At 61.1% G+C, this 21,899-nt stretch carries 14 protein-coding genes; 3 read left to right on the top strand and 11 right to left on the bottom strand.

What is annotated here, in order from left to right:
* Positions 1 to 69: 69 nt before the first annotated feature.
* Positions 70 to 1,875, bottom strand: a complete 1,806-nt coding sequence (gene msbA, locus AC07VG_RS14255; protein WP_495001260.1) for a lipid A export permease/ATP-binding protein MsbA — start codon at positions 1,873 to 1,875, stop codon at positions 70 to 72.
* Between the two features lie 158 nt (positions 1,876 to 2,033).
* Here msbA and AC07VG_RS14250 point away from each other — a divergent pair, with 158 nt between their 5' ends.
* Positions 2,034 to 3,242 (top strand): O-antigen ligase family protein, encoded by a 1,209-nt coding sequence (locus AC07VG_RS14250; RefSeq protein ID WP_495001259.1) that lies wholly within the window; start codon positions 2,034 to 2,036, stop codon positions 3,240 to 3,242.
* Between the two features lie 112 nt (positions 3,243 to 3,354).
* Here the strand turns inward: AC07VG_RS14250 and AC07VG_RS14245 are convergent, their stop codons facing one another.
* The 10 genes from AC07VG_RS14245 to glnE form a co-directional block, all read right to left on the bottom strand.
* A complete protein-coding gene (locus AC07VG_RS14245) occupies positions 3,355 to 3,978 on the bottom strand; it encodes a CatB-related O-acetyltransferase (protein WP_495001258.1) in 624 nt (207 codons plus the stop codon).
* Positions 3,979 to 3,982: 4 nt separating this feature from the next.
* Positions 3,983 to 4,864, bottom strand: a complete 882-nt coding sequence (locus tag AC07VG_RS14240) for a glycosyltransferase (RefSeq protein ID WP_495001257.1) — start codon at positions 4,862 to 4,864, stop codon at positions 3,983 to 3,985.
* On the bottom strand, positions 4,861 to 6,009 hold the full coding sequence (locus AC07VG_RS14235) for a glycosyltransferase family 4 protein (protein ID WP_495001256.1): 1,149 nt from the start codon (positions 6,007 to 6,009) through the stop codon (positions 4,861 to 4,863). The genes AC07VG_RS14240 and AC07VG_RS14235 overlap by 4 nt, the downstream gene beginning before the upstream one ends.
* A gap of 146 nt (positions 6,010 to 6,155) precedes the next feature.
* Positions 6,156 to 7,913, bottom strand: coding sequence for a carbamoyltransferase family protein (locus AC07VG_RS14230; protein WP_495001255.1), 1,758 nt, complete (start codon positions 7,911 to 7,913; stop codon positions 6,156 to 6,158).
* 183 nt (positions 7,914 to 8,096) lie between these two features.
* Entirely contained in the window at positions 8,097 to 9,551 is a 1,455-nt protein-coding gene (locus tag AC07VG_RS14225; protein ID WP_495001254.1) for a lipopolysaccharide kinase InaA family protein, read from the bottom strand.
* 39 nt (positions 9,552 to 9,590) lie between these two features.
* The gene (gene rfaP, locus AC07VG_RS14220; RefSeq protein ID WP_495001253.1) at positions 9,591 to 10,397 is read right to left on the bottom strand and encodes a lipopolysaccharide core heptose(I) kinase RfaP; all 807 of its coding nucleotides are present in this window, start codon (positions 10,395 to 10,397) and stop codon (positions 9,591 to 9,593) included.
* A complete protein-coding gene (locus AC07VG_RS14215; RefSeq protein WP_495001252.1) occupies positions 10,394 to 11,518 on the bottom strand; it encodes a glycosyltransferase family 4 protein in 1,125 nt (374 codons plus the stop codon). Before AC07VG_RS14215 ends, rfaP begins: the two co-directional genes overlap by 4 nt.
* Positions 11,518 to 12,579, bottom strand: a complete 1,062-nt coding sequence (gene waaC, locus AC07VG_RS14210; RefSeq protein WP_495001251.1) for a lipopolysaccharide heptosyltransferase I — start codon at positions 12,577 to 12,579, stop codon at positions 11,518 to 11,520. The genes AC07VG_RS14215 and waaC overlap by 1 nt, the downstream gene beginning before the upstream one ends.
* Positions 12,580 to 13,614: a lipopolysaccharide heptosyltransferase II gene (waaF, locus tag AC07VG_RS14205; protein ID WP_495001250.1), complete on the bottom strand. Its 1,035-nt coding sequence runs from the start codon at positions 13,612 to 13,614 to the stop codon at positions 12,580 to 12,582.
* A 55-nt stretch (positions 13,615 to 13,669) separates the two neighbouring features.
* On the bottom strand, positions 13,670 to 16,609 hold the full coding sequence (gene glnE, locus AC07VG_RS14200; protein WP_495021380.1) for a bifunctional [glutamate--ammonia ligase]-adenylyl-L-tyrosine phosphorylase/[glutamate--ammonia-ligase] adenylyltransferase: 2,940 nt from the start codon (positions 16,607 to 16,609) through the stop codon (positions 13,670 to 13,672).
* 382 nt (positions 16,610 to 16,991) lie between these two features.
* Between glnE and aceE the strand changes: the two genes are divergently transcribed.
* Positions 16,992 to 19,637 (top strand): pyruvate dehydrogenase (acetyl-transferring), homodimeric type, encoded by a 2,646-nt coding sequence (aceE, locus tag AC07VG_RS14195; RefSeq protein ID WP_495021379.1) that lies wholly within the window; start codon positions 16,992 to 16,994, stop codon positions 19,635 to 19,637.
* 11 nt (positions 19,638 to 19,648) lie between these two features.
* On the top strand, positions 19,649 to 21,607 hold the full coding sequence (gene aceF / locus AC07VG_RS14190) for a dihydrolipoyllysine-residue acetyltransferase (RefSeq protein WP_495021378.1): 1,959 nt from the start codon (positions 19,649 to 19,651) through the stop codon (positions 21,605 to 21,607).
* Positions 21,608 to 21,899: the final 292 nt, after the last annotated feature.

The following is a 21,899-nucleotide window of genomic DNA, read 5'->3' as shown; positions in this document are numbered from 1 at the left end:
CAGGGTTGCCGAAGGCTTGCCTAGACAAAACAGGGCGCAACGACCAGCGTCGCGCGCCCTGCCAACGGATCAGACGATCCCGACGTGTGCCGGTTCATCCAGGCCCATGGCATTGAGCCGAGCGTAGTAACCGTTCTGAACCAACAGCTCGGCATGGGTGCCGCGCTCGACGATACGGCCCTGGTCCATGACCAGGATCAGATCGGCCTTCTCGATCGTCGACAACCGGTGGGCAATCACCAGGGTGGTGCGCCCTTGCATGGCATGATCCAGGGCAGCCTGGATATGCCGCTCCGACTCGGTGTCGAGGGCCGAGGTCGCTTCGTCGAGGATCAACAGCGGGGCGTTCTTGAGCAGCGCCCGGGCGATTGCCAGACGCTGGCGCTGGCCACCGGAAAGCAGCACGCCGTTTTCACCCACCAGGGTGTCAAAGCCCTGGGGCAGTTGCTCGACGAAATCCTTGGCATAGGCGTCCGCCGCCGCGGACTCGATATCGGCCCGGGGAGCGCCGGCCAGATCGCCGTAGGCGATATTGTTCGCCACGGTGTCGCTGAACAGCGTGACATGCTGGGTCACTTGGGCAATGTGTCGACGCAGGTTCAGCAGTCGATAGTTCTCGATCTCCACGCCATCGAGCAGAATCTCCCCGCTGCCATGGTGATAAAAGCGCGGGATCAAGGCTGCCAGGGTCGACTTGCCGCTGCCGGAGCGGCCGACCAGGGCGACCATCTGGCCAGGAGCGACACTGAAGCTGACATTGTCCAGGACCTGCCGCTCGGTTCCCGGATAGGTAAAGCTCAGGTTGCGCACTTCCAGATGCCCACTGACCGACTCGCGCTCCACGGTACCGTTGTCCACTTCCGGAGTGACGTCGAGTTGCTCGAAGATGCTTTCGGCACCCGCTACCCCCTTCTGGACCGTCGAGCTGACCTCGGACAACTGGCGAATCGGCTTGGGCAGCAAACCGGCCAGGGTGATGTAGGCGATCATGTCGCCCGCCGAGGCATCGCCACGCAGGTAGAGCACCAGGAACAACAGCACCGCCATGGCGCTGTAGATCACCATTTGCAACATCGGCGTATAGATCGCACCGGTGCGGGTCATGCGCAACTGCCGGTCGGTGTTGCTCAGGCTGGCCTTGAGAAAACGCTTCTGCTCATAGGTTTCACCGCCGAAGCTGCGAACTACGCGATAGCCCTGGATAGTTTCCGAGGCAACATGGGTGACATCACCCATGGCGACCTGGATCTTCTTGCTCTGCTTGCGAAACTTCTTGCTGGAGGTGCTGACCATCACCGCGATCAACGGCAGGATGGCAACCATCACCAGGGTCAGGCGCCAGTTCATCCACAGCAGCGAGAGGAACAGGAAGACCACGGTCATGCCTTCGCGGATCACCACCTTGATCGCGTCGGTCACCGCCCCGGTGACCATGGTCACGTTGAAGGTAATGCGCGAGATCAGGTGCCCGGAGTTGTGGGTGTCGAAATAACGATTGGGCAGGGTCAGCAGGTTATTGAACAGCTCCACCCGCAGATCGTGGACCAGCCCCAGGGACACCTTGGCCAGGAAGAAGTTACCCAGGTACGAGCCCAACCCTTGCCAGGCAGCGATCAGCACCAGCAACAGCGGCACCGCCTGCAGCAACTGCAGGTCGCGCAGGTAAGGTACCGAGGGAAACAGCGCGGCTTGCGGATCGGACAGGCCGTCGACGAAATATTTCAGAATATAGCCGAGCATCGGCTGGGTCGAAGCGAATATCAGGAAACCCACGATACTCAGGGCGAACATGCCAATATAAGGCCGTACGTAGCCGAGTAGGCGGAAGTATACTTTCAAGCTCGAGGGGCTTGCGCTGAGACTGGATTCGGTCATATCACGCGGCGATTATGAAAAAGGAGGCTGACTTTAGCACAGCTTCCCAGCTGTACCTGCACATGGCACAAGCAACAATCCTGGGCCTCGACCAATGACATTGAAATGCCACCCACTTATGATGGGCGGTGATCACTCTTGTGGAATGACTTGCCTGCATGCAATCCAATCGCCTTACCTCTGCCTCAAACCGTATTTTCGACTTCCTGTGTCAATGGATCCTGCCGCTGGGATTGCTGATCTTGCTTTCAGGGATGTTCTATCTCAAGAGTCGTAGCTCGCTGGCTACATTTTACCTCGGGCTGTTCGGTATCCCCTCGCTGCTGATGCTCTGTCTGCGCCCGAGGGAAATCAAGACCCTGCTGGGTGAGCCGATTATTGCCGGATTCCTCGCGCTCTGTATCTGGCTGTGCCTGACCCTGCTGTGGAGCCCTCCGCAGAACCCGGATTTCGGGATGATGAAAATCACCCTGCAACCCCTCATGCTCTTCGCCGGTTGCGCCATGCTGCTCCAGTACCGTGGCGAGGCCCTGAAACCCCTGCTGTTCTGCGCGGCAATCATCGCCCTGGTCGCGACCATCAGCGACCTTGCATCGTTTATAAAAGACTATGCGCCAGGCCATCGCATGGTTGGCGCAGGAGCCTTCACCAACCCGCTGCTGAGCTCTCACCTGTTCGGTTTTTTCTGCATTTACTGGTTGTACATCAGCATTACCAGCCAGCGCCTGTCGGCCCTTTGGCTCAGCGTACCGGCGATGGCCGTCATGCTGGTCGCGGTCATGGCAACGGGTTCGCGAACCCCTCTGGTCGCCCTTACCCTGTCCATCCTGTGGCTGAGTATTGTCAGCCGCAATCGCAGGGCCCTGCTAATGATCGCGGGCATGCTGCTGGGTTCAGCCGCCATTCTGCTGTTGTTCCCGGAGATATTGGGCGACCGTGGCAGCTCCTATCGCCTGCAGATCTGGCAAATTGCCTTGCAGCGAATCGCCGAACATCCCTGGATCGGTCATGGATACGACTCCGAACTGCGCATCGATGTTGGCATAGGTTTTCTGCTGGAGGAGCCGCACAATTTTGCTCTAGGGGTTCTCTACTACGTCGGGATCATAGGCCTGATCCCCTGGGTCTTCGTATTGGTGTGGGGCCTGCTCAGCAGCTACCGACAGCGACTCCAGCCAATGTTCGTCCTCGCCTCCACTTTGCTGGTCTATGGCATTGGTGCAGGCCTGACCGAAGGTGGCGCGATCATCACACGACCGCGCGAACACTGGTTCCTGCTGTGGATCCCCTTGGCGCTGATCGCGGCACTCAGCATCGCCAACCGCCGCAATCAACAACTGGCAAAGGCGAACCCAGCTCAACCTTGAGTCATGGTTGGCCTGCTCACTTGCACTCCACGCCGTCGTTACCATCCGCTCCGAAGGCGAGCTGGATCGACGGACGAGCACAAGACATCAGGTTGCGTACCCTCCTCACGACTCAAGAGGCTGTGCGCTGCCTGGCGTAGGCGAGAAACCCGGTAATATCGTCGCTGCAAAGCTTGTCGGCCAAACCCCGCACTTCGTCCTTAGGCCAACTCCACCAGGCACTTTGCAATAATGCAAGGCGCTGGTCCTCTGGAAAACGCCACTTCAGAAAGCGCGCTGGATTCCCGCCTACCACGGCATAAGGCTCAACATCCCGAGTCACCACCGCACCAGCGGCGACAATCGCGCCATCACCGATGGTGACGCCGGAAAGCAGCGTGCAATTGGAACAAAGCCACACATCGTTGCCGACCCTGACATCACCGCGAGAACCGCCATAGTTGGCAATCTGCGACACCTGCGGCAACATGGCGGGAAACGGGAAAGTAGTCACCCAATCAGCACGATGATGGCCGCCGAGAAAAATCTGTACACCACCGGCGACCGAACAATAGGCCCCGATACGCAACGTCGTACCTTCATACCAATCATGGACCAGCGGCACGCCATAGCTGCCATAGCCATAATCATAGTCAGGGTACTGAAGGCGAAAACGTGCGCCTCCCTGCTCGATTTTCGGCAGTTTGCGAATCGCACGCTTGGCGCGTTTTTCCCGATAGCGTTCAAGCCAGCCCACGCCGTTATCCCCTGTGTTGTCGCGAGAAAAACAAGCGACCCAAACCACGCCAGGTCTTGCGATCAAAGTATTTGAACGGAAGCTGCTTGAGCAACTCGCGAGCCAACGCCCTATCTCGATTGGCGGTTTTGACAAACATCGAATTCAGGAATTTATAACGGGCGATATCGTAACCGGGATGATCGCTGAACAGCCCATAGGTCTTGAGGATGTTGTTGATCATGAACCGGTGGTTCTTGTATGAGTTGGTCGCATGCTGGCGGTATTGGGCCATGACCACATTCAGCACATCGATGTAATAACCGGCATGGGTGATCTTGAGTTCGATGTACAGGTCCTCCAGGGGGATCTCCGGATCGAAGCCGCCGACCTTGTCCAGGGCCTCACGACGCAGCATCAGCGTCGGTGCTGGCGGAAACGGTTTGAGCCCCATGAACATTTCATCGAAGTTCAGGCGCCGGAACGGCAGGTCACGGTGCTGGCGCTTTTCCGGCATCAGTTCGCCATTACTGTCGATGATTTCCATATTACCGGCGCAAATACCCACTTCAGGCTTATCGGCCATATAAGCAACCTGCGTGGCGATCCGCTCGGGAAACATGATGTCGTCCGAACCGAAGGACACAATCAGGCTACCTTTGGTTCGAGCAATGGCCCCATTGAGGGTGCGCGTCAGCCCCTGGTTCTGCTGGGTCCGGAAATCAAATCCATGCTCGGCCTGCAGCCGCGTAATGCGCTCGACGCTATCGTCTGTCGAACCATCGTCGACCACCAACAGCTCAATATTCGGGTATGTCTGGCCCAGCACGCTCAGAATGCTCTGCTCGATGTAGGGTCCATGGTTATAGGAAGCGATGACAACCGAAACCAGCGGCTGCTGACTCATGCCCGTCCCACCTCGCGCAGACTGGTTTCAATCAAGTCTTGGTACTTTTGCCGGAACTCCGTCAGGGTGTGATGCTCTTCCAGGTAACAAAAGACCTGCTCACCCTTGGCGCGCAGCTGTTCATCACTCATCGCCAGATAGGTGTCCAGCGCTGCGGCCAGTTGCTCCACATTGCCCGGATCGTGGGACAGGCCACCGGCGCCCTGCACCAGCGGCAACATCGCCGGAACGTTGGAAGCAATGACAGGCAAGTGCCCACTCATGCCTTCCAGCAACGCCAACCCCAACCCCTCGGTCAGCGAAGGCATGGTCCAAATATCAAACGCCCGCACATACTTCATGGCGTCCTCACGAAAACCGGTCAAATGCGCGCGGCCCGTCAGCCCCAGACGTTCAATCTCGGCCCGCAAGTCCGCTTCGGCACGCCCGGAGCCGATAATCGCCACCTGCGCGTTCGGGTACTTGTCCTTGAGCAAGGCAAAAGCCTGTAGCAAATGGTCGTGCCCCTTGATCGGCACCAGGCGACCCAACGCGCCGATGATCCGCGGCTCGAGCGCAAGGCCCAGCGCCTCGCGGGCCTGATCGCGAGGCAGTTGCAACCGCTCGGACTGCTCGATATCGATGGCATTGGTGACAAACGTGGTGTTCTGCCGTGTAAAACCACAGTTCAGTTCCACCAAATAGTCTCTGACCGCCGCCGAAACCCCGACAAATCGCCAGTTCGGACTGACCCAACGCTGATGATGAAGACGACGATAGAGGCGGTCGTACTCTTCAAAACCGTGGGCAATCCCGATGCACAATGGGATTTTCAGCCAGCGGTTGAGCACCAGCATCATGTTCAATGACTTGAATCGGTTGCAAATCACCACATCGAATTGTTGCTCACGGCAGTACTTGTAGATCTGCCACATGGCCCCCAGGCGCAGCCCTTTGACGGCCTTATAGGGAAACTCGAAGTACTTGGAGTGATCCGCCACGCTCAAGGGTTGCCCGGGAGCCGGATGCCCCCGCAGAAACGCCGAAGTCACCTCGAAGCGCTCTGCCGGAAGCGATTTGATAATCTGCTCCGCCAGATCGGCGAAGTCATTTTCCTTTACGTTGTAATCCGGCTGTAGCTGCAAAACCTTGAAACGAGGCTTCATAATTCTCCATGCTGCGATGGTAGTGGCTCAGCGGCCCGGGAAGTGGATCAACAACTGCAACCTGCCAGCCTCACGGGGCTGGCAGTCCTGCTCGAGCTTACTGTGCAAGCGGCTGAACACCCGGCAGCCACCCAAAGCAGGCGATATCAACCCAGGGGGTCATACCCATTGGCGCCATCCTTGACCACCAGGATGTCTTCCATGATCAGGTACTGCAGGTCCGAGCCAAAGAACATGTTCAGGGCATCGGTCGGCGAGCAGATCATCGGTTCGCCGCGACGGTTCAACGAGGTGTTCAGGGATACGCCGTTGCCGGTCAATACCTCCAGCGCCTTCATCATGTCGTAGTAGCGCGGGTTGTATTCGCGCTTGAGCACCTGGGCTCGCGAAGTGCCGTCCTCATGCACGACTTCCGGCACACGGGTCTTCCACTCTTCGGACACTTCGAAGGTGAAGGTCATGAACGGCGCCGGGTGATCGATCTTGATCATCTGCGGCGCCACGGTGTCGAGCATCGATGGGCAGAACGGCCTCCAGCGCTCGCGGAACTTGATCTGGTGGTTGATCCGATCCGCCACGCCAGCGATGCTCGGGCAACCGATGATCGAACGCCCGCCCAGGGCCCGCGGACCGAACTCCATGCGACCCTGGAACCAGGCCACCGGGTTGCCGTCGACCATGATCCTGGCGATCTGCTCCGGCATGTTGTCGAGCTTGCGCCACTTCGGCGCGTTCTCGTGACGCGCGCAGGCGGCGATCACGTCTTCGTTGCTGTAGGACGGTCCGAGATAGACATGTTCCATCTTCTCCACCGGTACACCACGGGCATGGGACACATAGGCCGCCGCGCCCACCGCCGTACCGGCATCACCGGAAGCCGGTTGCACGAACAGTTCCTTGACGTCGTTGCGGGCAATGATCTTCTGGTTCAACTTGACGTTCAGCGCGCAACCGCCGGCAAAGGCCAGCTTGCCGGTGTCCTTGAGAATATCGCCCAGGTAGTAATCGATCATCTGCAGCGAGATCTTCTCGAACAGCGCTTGCATGCTGGCCGCGTAGTGAATGTAGGGCTCGTCGGCAATATCGCCTTCGCGCTTGGGGCCCAGCCATTCGATCAGCTTCGGCGAGAAGTAGAAGCCTTTGCCCTTTTCCTTGTAGCGACGCAGGCCGACGACGTTGGCGTAGTCGGTGTTGATCACCAGCTCGCCGTTTTCGAACGAGGCCAGGCGCGAGAAGTCGTACTGGCTGGCATCGCCGTAAGGGGCCATGCCCATCACCTTGAATTCGCCGTCGAGCATTTCGAAACCGAGGAACTCGGTGATCGCACCGTACAGGCCACCCAGGGAGTCCGGGTCGAAGAACTCCTTGATCTTGTGGATCTTGCCGTTTTCGCCGTAGCCGAAGAAAGTCGTGGCGTACTCGCCCTTGCCGTCGATACCGAGGATCGCGGTTTTCTCTTTAAAACCGGAACAGTGGTAGGCACTGGAAGCGTGGGCCAGGTGATGCTCGACCGGCTCGATCTTGACTTTCTTCGGATCGAAGCCCAGTTGCTCCAGGCACCAGACGATCTTGTTGCGATAGCGCTTGTAGCGGCGGTTGCCCATCAGGAGCGCGTCAAGGGCGCGATCCGGGGCGTACCAGTAACGTTTGGCATAGTGCCAGCGAGCCTTGCCGAACAGGCTGATGGGGGCGAACGGAATCGCCACCACATCAACGTCGGACGGTTTGATACCCGCCTGCTCCAGGCAGAACTTCGCCGACTCGTAAGGCATGCGGTTCTTTGCATGCTTGTCGCGTACGAAGCGTTCCTCTTCGGCCGCCGCAATCAGCTTGCCGTCGATGTACAGCGCTGCGGAGGGATCATGACTAAGGGCGCCGGACAGGCCGAGAATCGTCAATGCCACAGGGGTCTAGCCTCTCAAAGTCCATATGCAGGCGACAAGGCGCCTGAAAAAAATGTGTTCCCACCAAGGGGGTGGCAAACAACTAAAGGGCGGGATTATAGCAAGGATTATCAATGCGGGAGCTGACACCGGGCAGACGATCACTCTGGTTTCATCTGCCCGCTGTATCCGACCGCAGGCATATCAGCCCTGGAGGGCTGTCGTCGATTGAGGCAAACGCTGGTCGATCAGCTGATACAAGGCGCTGCTCGCCGGCCAGTTGCGCATGAAGCGCGCCCGATCACGAGCATAGGCCTTGGCGAAGCTGTGCGCCGACCTATGCTGGCGCATCGAGTCCAGGTCGATCAAGGCCCAACGGCCATCCTGCCAGAACAGGTTATGCCCCTTGAAATCACCGTGGCTGATACGTTCGCGGATCAACTCGACAAACAGTTGCTCCAGCGCCTTGAGCTCGGTCGGCGGTACTGCGCCCGATTCCACGTACGGTGCAAAGCGCTCGATCACATCCGGCCCGTCCAGGTGCTCGGTGAGCAGGTAGGCACGGCTGCGCAGCCAGAAAAACCGCCGTTCCAGCACGGCGAGCGGCTTGGGCGTGGCGATCCCGAGGAACGCCAGGCGATTGCCCTCACGCCAGGAATGCCAGGCCCGGCTCGGTCGCCAGAAACGCTTGAGCCAATGGCTGAAGCCCTTGATGTTGTAGCGCTTGAGCACCAGTGGACGATCGCCGACATCGACCCGTCCCACCGTGGCCGTACCGCCATTCTTGTACAAGGGTCCCTGGGCGAGCAGCGCATCGGCTTGCTCCAGCACCGGCCCCAGCGCCGCTTCTTCTTCGCGACGAATCGCCCGCAGGCCGAACGCCCCACTGCGAACACTGAACAGCGAACACTCGCGAGCGACCTTGCGCAGAAAATCCTTCAAGCGCCAGCCACGGACCTTGTCCACCTGCTTGAGCAGCGCTTCCAGCGGCAACGCATGCTCGCCATTGCTCAGCAGGTAATGCACCAGCAGCTCTTCGATAAAAGGTTCGAATGCCTTGGGCAACTGGGCAAAAAACATCCCGAGGTTTTCCAGCACTTTCTGCCGTGACAGCGGCTGGCCCGCCTGTTCGACGCGGATCCCGGCGCCATCGATCAAATACAGCTTGCCGTCATGGCGCAGCAGATTGTCCAGGTGCAGGTCTTCCTGCCACAGGCCCTTGCCGTGCATCTGCGCAATGACGCCCAGCGCCTCGGCCAGCACCTGTTGCTGCTCGTCGGCCAGCAGCGGCAACGACTCGACCTTGCTCCAGGCCTCGCCCAGGCTCTCGGCGCCTTCGAGAAACTCGAACAGCAACCAGCCGCCCTCGCCTTCTTTCAGGCCATCGACCAGCAACCGCGGCGTGCTCAGGCCCTGCTCGGCCAACAGCCGAACGCCCTGCAGTTCACGCTGGAAGTGCCGTGCCGCCTTGCTGCCCACCAGTAATTTGGCCAGCACCGTCCGCCCACGCCAGACCCCGGCACCGACATACCGCTGCCCCGGCAGCACGCGCAACAGGCTCAGCAACTGCAGCTGTGCGCTGCCGGCAGGGTCCGCCAACTCCAGGCCCAGGGGTATTGCCGGAGCCCGTCCGGCCGTTTTCAACTCAGATAAACGCATCAACCACTTCCTTCGCCAAACGACGCAAGCGCGGCAACATCAGAGCGCGCCGCCGTAACGCAGTTTGCGCTGGTAAAGTTTCTCTGCCTTGCGCTCCAGCAAGGTCAGCAGCGCCGCTTCATCCCGCAGGATCTGGCGCAGCGGCTTGAGAAAATAGCCTTTCAGGAAGCGCAACAGGTCGCGTCGGGTCAGGCCAATATCCAGCACCGAGAAATACAGCGCCGCCAGATCCTTGTTGCGCCAGCGCGCGGGGATCGCCGCGCGGGTCTGGGCACGGTGCAGGTCGATGACCGAGAGCTTGAGATCCTCGGCCGTCACCGGCTTGTCGGTGTGTAGCAGGAAGTGGCAGATATAGCAGTCACGATGATTGACCCCGGCGCGGTGCATCATGCCGGTCATCCGCGCCACTTCGGCAATCAGCGCGCGCTTGAGCCGCGGCTCCGGCGGCTGCTTGGGCCAGTCCATGCTGAAGTCTTCGAGACTGATGGTCGGCGCCAGCTCTTCGGTGACGATAAACGAATGCTGGTCCGCCGGGTTGCTACCACGTTCGCCATAGGCCACGGCGGTCATGGTCGGCACCGCGACCTCCTGCAGACGCTGGATCGCCCGCCACTCCTGACCGGCACCGAGAACCGGCAGCTTGGCGGTCACCAGGTTCTTGAAGATCTCCCGCCAGCCGATGCCACGGTGGATCTTGACGAAATAACCACGGCCGGCGACTTCCGTACGCAAGGTACGCCGCGCTTCCAGCTCACGGTAAACCACACCCTCCAGGCGCTCGACCTCGGCGAACGCATCGCGTCCGGCCCACAGGTGCTTGAACGGCTCGGCCAGGATCAACTTCATTGCGCTAGTTCCCCCAGGATCACGTCCGCCGCGCGCTGCGGCATGCTGTAGAGGTCGGCCGTCTCGGCATAGGTCAGGCCATATTGGCTCCACGCCAGGCGCGCGGCCTGATCGGACAGCATCCGCTCCAGGTATTGATTGAGCTGGGATTGCTCGAACGGCTCGTCCAGCACCAGGCCGCAATCGGCATCGGCGATGTAGCGGGCATAACCGCAGACCGCGCTCACCAGCACTGGCAGGCCGGCCACCAGGGCCTCAAGCAGTACCGTGCCGGTATTTTCGTTGTAGGCCGGATGGATCAGCAGATCGGCACCCAGCAGGAAACGCGGGACATCACTGCGCCCCATAAGGAACTGCACTCGCTCGCCCAAACCCAACGAGGCACTCTGCGCCTGGAAGGCCTTGGGATCGTCCTGGCCGATGACAAACAGCCGGGTGCGCTCTTTCAAGGCCGACGGTAACGCGGCCAGGGCCTTGAGGCTGCGATCGAGCCCCTTGGTCTTGAACCCGGAACCGATCTGCACCAGCAGCAGCTCATCGTCCGCCAGGTTGAACTCGCGGCGAAACTCGGCGCGGATCTCGGCGGCATTCGCCGGTGCCCGACGATCCAGGGAAATCCCCGGCGGCAGCACGTGGAAGCGCTCCGTCGGGGTGTCGTAATACTTGACGAAAAGCGGCTGCTGAACTTCCGAGATCATCAGGATTTCCGTCTTTGCCTCCCTGGCGAACACTGCCCGCTCATACTCGGCGAAATGCTGATAGCGGCCCCAGAGGCGATAGAGCGAATGACGCTGATTCTGCGCCTTGTCTTCGAAGCAACCGTCGGCGGCATAGTAAACGTCCAGATCGGGCATCTTGTTGAAACCGATCAGCCGCGCCACCGGGCGCTTGGCCAGGTCGGCCTTGACCCAGGCACTGAACCTGGCGTAACGCCGATGATTGAACAACGCCTTGACCGGCACCATCACCACCTCGAAGCCGGGCGGGATATCCCCCTCCCAGAACAGGCTGTAGACGCGGATCTGGTGCCCGCGCTGCTGGCACTCCAGGGCAATGCGCATGAAGTCACGCTGTAATCCGCCAAACGGAAAGTACTTGTACAGAACAAAAGCCAGTTGCATCAGTGCCGCTCCTCAGCCATTAACAGCGCGCTCAATCGGCTCGCCACACGCTCGGGATTCAAGCGTGTGAAGCACAGAGGCAACTCGCGTTTCAGATCGAAGCGCTGCTGGTCCTCCGCTGTCGGAACGTAGGTGCATTTCTTTTGAAGACAAGGCGCGCAGGGAAAATTGCTCGCCAGATGGATCTGCGACCGGCCGTAGGCACCGGTCAGGCTCGAGCTGGTCGGACCGAACAGCGACAGCGTCGGTACATCCAGCGCCGCGGCCAGGTGACCGAGGCCAGTATCCACCGCGACGCAGGCAGTGGCGCCGGCCAGTACCTTCGCGACCCCAGCCAGGTTCAGCTTGGGCAGGACCACGACATGCTTCAGGTTGCGCGCAATCCGCTCGGCCCGGGCCTTTTCCTCGGCATTGCCCCAGGGTAGTTTCACCGGCACACCCAACTGACCCAGACGCACGGCCAACTCGCGCCAGTAGGCTTCCGGCCAGTGCTTGGTGTCCCAGGTGGTGCCGTGCAGAAACAGCACGAAAGGCGCCTTGCGCGGCAACTCGACCAGCTTGTCGACATCCAGGCCGTAGTCGCCCATGCCCCTGGGCAAGTCATAGCCCAGCGCCAAGGCAAACAACTGGCGCATGCGCTCGACCGCATGCTGATTTCGCGCCACTGCCAGGCGCCGCGAATAAAAGCGGCTGGCCAGGGGTTCGCGGGCTGAGTTCGTGTCCGGACCGGCCACCGGGGCCTTGGCATAACGGGTCAGCAAAGCGCTTTTCACCAGGCCCTGGGCATCGATTACCAGATCGTAGGGGGTGGCGCGCAAGCTCTGCTTGAAACGCCGCCACTCGCCACTCTTGATCGTCTGCCAGATATTCTTGCGCCAGCGGCGGATCGCCACTGGAATTACCTTGTCCACCGCCGGGTGCCAGCTCGGGATTTCGGCGAACCCTTCCTCGACCACCCAGTCGAAACGGATGCCGGGAATCGCTCGCGCGGCATCGGTGAGCGCCGGCAAGGCATGGATCACATCGCCCAGGGAGGAGGTCTTGACCAGCAATACGCGCAATTAGTGGACCTCGACCGCAGTGCCGTGCAACCGCTGCAAGGCTTCGTTCACCGGGGTCGGCTCAAGCTGACGCAGGCAGTTGTAATGGCCGAAGCGGCAGGTCCGGTCAAAACAGGGACTGCACTCCAGGCCCAGGCGGACGATTTCCACCTGGTCCGCCAACGGCGGAGTGAAAACCGGCGAAGTCGAGCCGTAGACCGCCACCAGCGGCCGGTTCAACGCGGCGGCGACATGCATCAGCCCCGAGTCGTTGGAGACCACCGCATCGGCACAGGACATCAGGTCGATGGCCTCGGCCAGGGACGTGTCGCCACAGAGGTTCACCGCCTCTTCCCGCAACCCCGGGATCAAGCGCTGACGAATGTCTTCGCCGACCCCGTGATCGTTCTTCGAGCCGAACACCCAGACCTGCCAACCCTCACGAATCCACGTCTCGGCGACTTTCGCGTAATGCTCCGACGGCCAGCGCTTGGATTCGCCGAACTCGGCACCCGGGCACAACGCCAGCACCGGGCGATCCAGGCTCAGTCCGAACTTGGCCAACGCGGCCTCGCGGCTGGTCGGGTCGATCTGCAAACTCGGCCGCGGATATGGCGTCGGCAGGCTTTCACCCGGCTCATAGGCCAGGGCCATGAAACGCTCGATCATCAGCGGATAACGTTCTTTATCCAGCTTGCGTACATCGTTGAGCAGGCCGTAGCGGAACTCACCGCGCCAACCGGTGCGCTTTGGCACGCCGGCGAAAAACGGCACCAGCGCCGACTTCAGCGAGTTGGGCAGCAGGATCGCCTGGTCGTATTGACCGGCCAGGGACTTGCCGATGCGCCGCCGCGTGGCCAGTTCCAGGGCTCCGTGGCCGAGCGGAAAGCTCAAGGCGGCCCGCACCTCGGGCATGCGCTCGAGGATCGGGCGGCTCCACTCCGGGGCCAGTACATCGATCTCACACTGCGGATGACGCTGCTTCAGGCACTGGAACAGTGTCTGAGCCATCACCATGTCACCGACCCAGCTGGGCCCAACGATCAGAATATTCATAGGCTTCCACAAACGATGCGGGGAGGCTTAAGCCTCCCCGCCTCTAAAATATCAATCAGCTTAGCCCCAGCTCGGTCCATATCCGCATGACATCGCGGCGTTCGACCGCGAACTGATCGCCAGCGATCACCCCCGCCTCATTCTGCAGCGCCTGGCGGTGGGCGGCGGAGCGATAGGCCTTGTAGACCTCGCGCAGCAGGTTGGCATCCGTGGCGGGAATCAGCTCAGCCTGCTCCAGCCCTTCGAGAATGCGGATATTGTCGGTATAGCGGAGTAACGCCGGGTGCGCTTTCGACCAGGCCAATGTCGCGTATTGCACCATAAATTCAATATCGACGATACCACCGGCATCCTGCTTGATATCGAAGGGTGCCGTGGCCTCGAAGGCATTGGCCGCGGTGCCCGCCGCAGTGGCCTTGCTCCCCAGGTTGTCACGCATCTTGGCGCGCATCTCGCTGACTTCCTGACGCAAGGTCGGCAAATCCCGCTCACGCCCCAGCACCGCCGCCCGCACCTTCTCGAACGCCGTACCCAGCGCCTGGCAGCCCACCAGCACCCGGGCGCGGATCAGCGCCTGATGTTCCCAGGTCCAGGCTTCATTCTGCTGGTAACGCTCGAAGGCGCCCAGGGAACTGACCAGCAGGCCCGAAGCCCCGGACGGGCGCAAGCGCATATCCACTTCATAGAGCTGGCCGGAGTTGGTCTGGGTGGTCAGCAGGTGAATGATCCGCTGGCCCAGGCGGGTGAAGAACTGCGCGGTATCGATGGGCTTGGCGCCATCGGTCTCGGCATTCGGGTCGCCATCATGGATAAACACCAGGTCCAGGTCCGAGCCATGGCCCAGCTCGATGCCGCCGACCTTGCCGTAGCCGACAATAATAAAGCCAGGGTCGCACAAGCTGCCGTCGACGCGGCGCGGTGAACCATGCCGGGCGACGGTCTGGCGCCAGGCCAGGGCCAGCACCTGTTCGAGGATCGCTTCGGCGAGCCAGGTGAGGTAGTCGCTGACCTTCATCAACGGCAGGCTGCCGGAAATCTCCGAGGCCGCGACCCGCAGGCGATGCGCCAACTTGAAGTGGCGCAAGGCTTCCATCTGCTGCTCGAGGTCGTCTTCCGGAATCCGCGTCAGGCGCTCACGCAGCTCCGCCGCCAACTCCGGCGCCAGCGGCGGCTTGAACAGCCGGCCTTCGTTGAGCAACTCGTCGAGCAGCATGGGGAAGCGGGTGATCTGTTCGGCAATCCATGGGCTGGCGGCACACAAGGTCAGCAAGCGGCGCAAGGCCCCGGGGTTTTCCGTAAGCAGCACCAGGTAGGCCGACCGCCGGGCCACGGCTTCCACCAAGGGCAGCACGCGCTCCAGCACCAGGTCCGGATCGGCATGCTCCACCGCCTGGGCCAGCAGCCGCGGAATAAAGGCATCGAGCCGCTCCCGGCCGAGACGCTGCATGGCGCGCAACTGCGGGCTGGTACGCAGCGCCGCCAGCTGTTTCAGGGCCTTGGCGGCCTCTTTGAAACCGCCTTCCTGCAACTGCCGGCAGGCCGCCTCCTCGTCCTGGGACTCTTCCCACAGTGGCAGCCATTCGCCGCCGACCATCACTTCGCTCGCGGCACCGTCCTCTTCGTCCGGGTCGGCGATCACCTGGCGGAAATGCCAGTCGACCCGCCCGCGCCAGTGCATCAGTTGCCCATGAAACGCCGCCCAACTGTCGAAGCCCATCATGAAGGCAATCCGCGCGCGGTCCTTTTCACCGTCGGGCAACATCTGGGTCTGGCGGTCGGCAATCGCCTGGATCGCATGCTCGGTGTAGCGCAGGAATTCATAGCCATTGCGCAATTCGCCGATCACCGCCGGCGGCAGGTAACCCTGGCCTTCCAAGGTGCTCAGCACCTTCAACAGCGGCCGTTGCTGCAGGCTCAGGTCACGCCCGCCATGAATCAGCTGGAAGGCCTGGGCAATGAACTCGACCTCGCGAATACCACCGGAACCCAGCTTGATATTCTCGGCCATGCCCTTGCGCCGGACCTCCTGCTGAATCAGCTGCTTCATGGTGCGCAGCGCTTCGATGGCCGAGAAATCCAGGTAACGCCGATAGACGAAGGGCCGCAGCATCTCCAGCAATTGCGCGCCGGCCACCTGGTCACCGGCCACCACCCGCGCCTTGATCATCGCGTAGCGTTCCCAGTCGCGACCCTGATCCTGGTAGTACTGCTCCAGAGCGTTGAAGCTCAGCACCAACGCACCGGCCGAGCCATAGGGCCGCAAGCGCATGTCGACGCGGAACACGAAACCGTCGACGGTGATCGGGTCCAGGGCCTTGATCAAGCGCTGGCCCAGGCGGATGAAAAACTCCTGGTTGTCCAACGGGCGCTTGACCCCGACCGTCTCGCCGCCTTCCGGATAGGCAAAGATCAGGTCGATGTCGGAGGACAGGTTCAACTCCACCGCACCGAGCTTGCCCATGCCGAGGATGACCATCTGCTGCGCCTCGCCGCTGCGCCGCCCGGTGGGCGTGCCGAACTGCTGGCAATGCCGCGGGTACAGCCAGCGATAACCCTGGTCGATGCAGGCGTCGGCCAGATCGGAAAGATCACGACAGGTCTGCACCAGATCCGCCTGGCGAGTCAGGTCACGCCAGATGATCCGTACCTGCTGGCGCGTGCGTTGACGCCGCAGGGCGCGACCCAGCTCATCCTCGGTTTCGACCGGCTGCAGCGCCGCGGCGATCTGCCCGCACATCTCCCCTGGTGCCAAGCCACGATCCAGGTCGCCGAACTGCGCCAGCTCCAGCAACATCAAAGGGTCACGCACCGATTGTTCAATAAAGAAGTCGCTGGCCGCGCTGACCCGGGCGAACTGCGCCCAGCGCTGCGCGGTCCACTGCGCCAACCCGTGATCGTCCTCCAGGACGGCGACGGCGGCACGAAACGACTGCTCGGCACGACTGGCGGCAGGCAGGAGAATGGCCGGCAGGTCGGCCAACGTTGGAAGGCTCATGGTCTATCCTTGGTGATCGAACAATCAGCCGCAGTCTGTGATAGCGAGAAACACGCTCTGGAAAGGACTGTCGAACAAAAGTTAGAAATAGCTGATAATGGTTATTTTTTGGCAGCCAGCTTCAAAAAAATGGTCGCCTTGATTAATTTCCAACCAACAATATCGATTACGCTCACAACATAGCAGGAAGTTTTTACTCGTCGATCTGTAGTTTTACTACTCGTCTATACATTCGAAAGGCTGAAATGGCCGACGATTTGTAGTAAAACTACAGGACTCCGGTACAACCTCCGGACATCCAAGAATTTATGTCGTCTGCCCACAAGGCCAGTCGCAAACTCAGGCAACCGATTCTGGAAGCCTTTCCGCCCTGGAGCAAGCCATGCAAGACCTCGATCCCGTCGAAACCCAGGAATGGCTGGACGCCCTGGAATCGGTTCTCGACAAAGAAGGCGAAGACCGTGCTCACTACCTGATGACCCGTATGGGCGAACTCGCGACCCGCAGCGGCTCGCAACTGCCCTACGCCATCACCACGCCGTACCGCAACACGATTCCCGTCACCCACGAAGCACGCATGCCTGGCGACCTGTTCATGGAACGCCGCATTCGCTCGCTGGTGCGCTGGAACGCCATGGCCATGGTAATGCGCACGAACTTGAAAGATTCTGACCTGGGCGGTCACATCTCCAGCTTCGCCTCCAGCGCCACCCTGTATGACATCGGTTTCAACTACTTCTTCCAGGCCCCGACCGACGAACACGGCGGCGACCTGATCTACTTCCAGGGCCACACCTCGCCAGGCGTCTACGCCCGTGCGTTCATGGAAGGTCGCATCAGCGAAGAGCAAATGAACAACTTCCGCCAGGAAGTCGACGGTCAGGGCCTGTCGTCCTACCCACACCCTTGGCTGATGCCTGACTTCTGGCAGTTCCCGACCGTTTCCATGGGCCTGGGTCCGATCCAGGCGATCTACCAGGCTCGCTTCATGAAGTACCTGGAAGCCCGTGGCTTCATCCCGGAAGGCAAGCAAAAAGTCTGGTGTTTCCTCGGCGACGGCGAGTGCGACGAGCCGGAATCCCTGGGTGCGATTTCCCTGGCCGGCCGCGAGAAACTGGACAACCTGATCTTCGTCATCAACTGCAACCTGCAGCGCCTCGACGGCCCGGTTCGCGGCAATGGCAAGATCATCCAGGAACTCGAAGGCGTGTTCCGTGGCGCCCAGTGGAACGTCACCAAGGTCATCTGGGGCCGTTTCTGGGACCCACTGCTGGCCAAGGACGTCGACGGCATCCTGCAACGCCGGATGGACGAAGTCATCGACGGCGAGTACCAGAACTACAAAGCCAAAGACGGCGCGTTCGTCCGTGAGCACTTCTTCAACTCGCCAGAACTCAAGGCGATGGTTGCTGATCTGTCCGACGACGAGATCTGGAAGCTCAACCGTGGCGGCCACGACCCGTACAAGGTCTACGCGGCGTACCACGAAGCGGTCAACCACAAGGAACAGCCGACCGTCATCCTGGCCAAGACCATCAAAGGTTATGGCACCGGCGCCGGCGAAGCGAAGAACACCGCGCACAACACCAAGAAGGTTGATGTTGAAAGCCTGAAGCTGTTCCGCGATCGCTTCGACATTCCGGTCAAAGATGACCAGCTGGAAAACCTGCCGTTCTTCAAGCCGGAAGCTAACAGCGCCGAAGCCCGCTACCTCAGCGAGCGTCGCACTGCACTGGGCGGTTTCGTGCCACAGCGTCGCGCCAAGAGCGTCAACATCCCGACTCCGCCACTCGATACCCTCAAGGCGATCCTGGACGGCTCGGGCGACCGTGAAATCTCCACCACCATGGCCTTCGTGCGGATCCTCGCGCAACTGGTCAAGGACAAGGAAATCGGCTCGCGCATCGTTCCGATCATCCCCGACGAAGCCCGTACCTTCGGTATGGAAGGCATGTTCCGTCAGTTGGGCATCTACTCCTCCGTCGGCCAGCTCTACGAGCCAGTCGATAAAGACCAGGTGATGTTCTACAAGGAAGACAAGAAGGGCCAGATTCTCGAAGAAGGTATCAACGAAGCGGGCGCCATGAGCTCCTTCATCGCTGCCGGTACTTCGTACTCCAGCCACAACCAGCCGATGCTGCCGTTCTACATCTTCTACTCGATGTTCGGCTTCCAGCGGATCGGCGACCTCGCCTGGGCCGCTGGCGACAGCCGCACCCGTGGCTTCCTGATCGGCGGCACCGCCGGCCGGACCACGCTCAACGGCGAAGGCCTGCAACACGAAGACGGTCACAGCCACATCCTGGCCGGCACCATCCCGAACTGCCGCACCTTTGATCCAACCTACGGCTATGAGCTGGCGGTGATCATCCAGGACGGCATGAAGAAGATGACCGAAGAGCAGCAGGACGTCTTCTACTACATCACCGTGATGAACGAGTCCTACCAGCAACCTGCCATGCCGGCCGGTGTCGAGGAAGGCATCATCAAGGGTATGTACCTGCTCGAGGAAGACACCAAGGAAGCGGCTCACCACGTGCAACTGATGGGCTCCGGCACCATCCTGCGCGAAGTGCGTGAAGCGGCGAAGATCCTGCGTGAGCAATTCAACATCGGCGCCGACGTGTGGAGCGTGACCAGCTTCAACGAACTGCGTCGCGACGGTCTGGCCGTGGAGCGCAGCAACCGCCTGCACCCTGGCCAGAAGCCAAAGCTGAGCTACGTCGAAGAATGCCTCAACGGCCGCAAAGGTCCGGTGATCGCCTCTACCGACTACATGAAGTTGTTTGCTGAACAGATTCGCCAGTGGGTCCCATCCAAGGAGTTCAAAGCCTTGGGTACCGACGGTTTCGGCCGTAGTGACAGCCGCAAGAAGCTGCGTCACTTCTTCGAAGTCGACCGTCATTTCGTGGTGTTGGCAGCCCTGGAAGCCTTGGCTGACCGTGGTGAGATCGAACCCAAGGTGGTGGCGGACGCTATCGTCAAGTTCGGGATCAACCCGGAAAAACGCAACCCACTGGACTGCTGAGGAGACACCCTGTGAGCGAACTCATTCGCGTACCTGACATCGGCAGCGGTGAAGGTGAAGTAATCGAACTGTTTGTGAAGGTCGGCGACCGTATCGAAGCCGACCAGAGCATCCTGACGCTGGAATCGGACAAGGCGAGCATGGAAGTGCCCGCGCCGAAAGCCGGCATCATCAAAAGCCTGAAAGTGAAGCTGGGCGACCGCCTGAAAGAAGGCGACGAACTGCTCGAACTGGAAGTCGAAGGTGCCGCTGCGGCGGCGCCTGCGGCCGCACCAGCGCCTGCCGCCCAGGCGGCTGCGCCGGTTGCCGCCGTGGCACCGGTTGCCGCTCCGAGCGCCGCGCCTGCCGCCACCTCGGCCCAGCAAGTGCACGTGCCGGACATCGGTTCGTCGGGCAAAGCCCAGATCATCGAGATCTCGGTCAAGGTCGGTGACAGCATCGAAGCCGATCAATCGCTGATCACCCTCGAATCCGACAAGGCCAGCATGGAAATTCCATCGCCGGTCGCCGGCGTCGTGGAAAGCATCAGCGTCAAGCTCAACGACGAAGTCGGTACCGGCGACCTGATCCTGGTTCTGAAAGTCGCTGGTGCTGCATCGGCTGCTGCTCCAGCAGCGGCCCAAGCCGCCGCCGCACCGACTGCCGCTCCGGCGCCAGTGGCTGCACCGGCCGCTCCGGTTGCCGACAGCGTCCAGGACATCCACGTCCCGGATATCGGTTCGGCGGGCAAGGCCAAGATCATCGAAGTCTCGGTCAAGGCCGGCGACACCGTCGAGGTCGATCAATCGCTGATCACCCTCGAATCCGACAAAGCCAGCATGGAAATCCCATCGCCGGCCGCTGGCGTGGTGGAAAGCATTTCCATCAAGCTCGACGACGAAGTCGGTACCGGTGACCTGATCCTCAAGCTGAAGGTCAAGGGCGTTGCCACGGCAGCCGCTCCTGCTCCAGCGGCCGCACCTGCCGCACCGGCCAAGGCTGAAGCCGCACCCGCCACTGCACCGGCTCCAGCAGCGGCTCCGGCAGCCGCCCCGGCCAACTCGGGGGCCAAGGTCCATGCCGGCCCAGCGGTACGCCAACTGGCCCGTGAGTTCGGCGTCGAACTGAACGCGGTCAGCGCCAGCGGTCCGCACGGTCGCATCCTCAAGGAAGACGTGCAGGTCTACGTCAAGGCGATGATGCAGAAGGCCAAGGAAGCACCGGCCGCCGCGGCTGCCGGCGCAACCGGCGGAGCCGGCATCCCGCCGATTCCGGTGGTGGACTTCAGCCGCTTCGGCGAAATCGAAGAAGTACCGATGACCCGCCTGATGCAGGCTGGCGCCGCCAACCTGCACCGCAGCTGGCTGAACGTGCCGCACGTGACCCAATTCGACTCGGCGGATATCACCGAGCTGGAAGCGTTCCGCGTGGCCCAGAAAGCCGTGGCCGAGAAGGCTGGCGTCAAGCTGACCATTCTGCCGCTGCTGCTCAAGACCTGCGCCCACCTGCTCAAGGAGCTGCCGGACTTCAACAGTTCGCTGGCCCCAAGCGGCAAGGCGATCATCCGCAAGAAGTACGTCAACATCGGCTTCGCCGTCGACACCCCGGATGGCCTGCTGGTCCCGGTGATCAAGAACGTCGACCAGAAGAACCTGCTGCAACTCGCCGCCGAAGCGGCTTCCCTGGCTGAAAAGGCCCGGACCAAGAAGCTCTCCGCCGACGACATGCAGGGCGCCTGCTTCACCATTTCCAGCCTCGGGCATATTGGCGGCACCGGCTTCACGCCGATCGTCAACGCGCCGGAAGTGGCGATCCTCGGAGTTTCCAAGGCCACCATCCAGCCGGTCTGGGATGGCAAAGCGTTCCAGCCCAAGCTGATGCTGCCGCTGTCGCTGTCCTACGATCACCGCGTGATCAACGGCGCGGCCGCCGCGCGCTTCACCAAGCGCCTGAGCGACCTGCTGGCGGACATCCGCACTATCCTGCTGTAACCGCGAACCCGGTCTCTTCCCATGAGGAGACCGGGGCCGCGCACCGATTTCCGAGCGCCACGCTCGTACCTCAACCCCGCCACTTGGCGGGGCTTTTTTTGTCCGTTTTCCGGGCAACACCACAAACGATTCAGCAAACACCGTGACTATCGCGAAATAGACGGCTGGCGAGGCCCGTTCACTGAAGAATTTCCCCCTTCGGCCGATACATTGAAGGCACGGAGCCACTGTTGTGCTTGTCAGCCTGACCCGCTTAATGCAACCTTGCCCAACACGCCAGAAAAACGCTCTT

Source organism: Pseudomonas sp. GW821-FHT03C07 (genome assembly GCF_059420925.1).
The sequence above is the reverse complement of the archived record's forward strand: the minus strand, read 5'-3'. Positions and strand labels throughout refer to the sequence as shown.

Excerpts from the sequence above, each read along its gene's own strand:
- aceE (WP_495021379.1), top strand. The coding sequence starts at position 16,992 with ATGCAAGACCTCGATCCCGTCGAAACCCAGGAATGGCTGGACGCCCTG.
- msbA (WP_495001260.1), bottom strand. The coding sequence starts at position 1,875 with ATGACCGAATCCAGTCTCAGCGCAAGCCCCTCGAGCTTGAAAGTATAC.
- AC07VG_RS14215 (WP_495001252.1), bottom strand. The coding sequence starts at position 11,518 with ATGCAACTGGCTTTTGTTCTGTACAAGTACTTTCCGTTTGGCGGATTA.
- AC07VG_RS14250 (WP_495001259.1), top strand. The coding sequence starts at position 2,034 with ATGCAATCCAATCGCCTTACCTCTGCCTCAAACCGTATTTTCGACTTC.
- AC07VG_RS14225 (WP_495001254.1), bottom strand. The coding sequence starts at position 9,551 with ATGCGTTTATCTGAGTTGAAAACGGCCGGACGGGCTCCGGCAATACCC.
- glnE (WP_495021380.1), bottom strand. The coding sequence starts at position 16,609 with ATGAGCCTTCCAACGTTGGCCGACCTGCCGGCCATTCTCCTGCCTGCC.
- AC07VG_RS14240 (WP_495001257.1), bottom strand. The coding sequence starts at position 4,864 with ATGAGTCAGCAGCCGCTGGTTTCGGTTGTCATCGCTTCCTATAACCAT.
- waaF (WP_495001250.1), bottom strand. The coding sequence starts at position 13,614 with ATGAATATTCTGATCGTTGGGCCCAGCTGGGTCGGTGACATGGTGATG.
- AC07VG_RS14235 (WP_495001256.1), bottom strand. The coding sequence starts at position 6,009 with ATGAAGCCTCGTTTCAAGGTTTTGCAGCTACAGCCGGATTACAACGTA.
- rfaP (WP_495001253.1), bottom strand. The coding sequence starts at position 10,397 with ATGAAGTTGATCCTGGCCGAGCCGTTCAAGCACCTGTGGGCCGGACGC.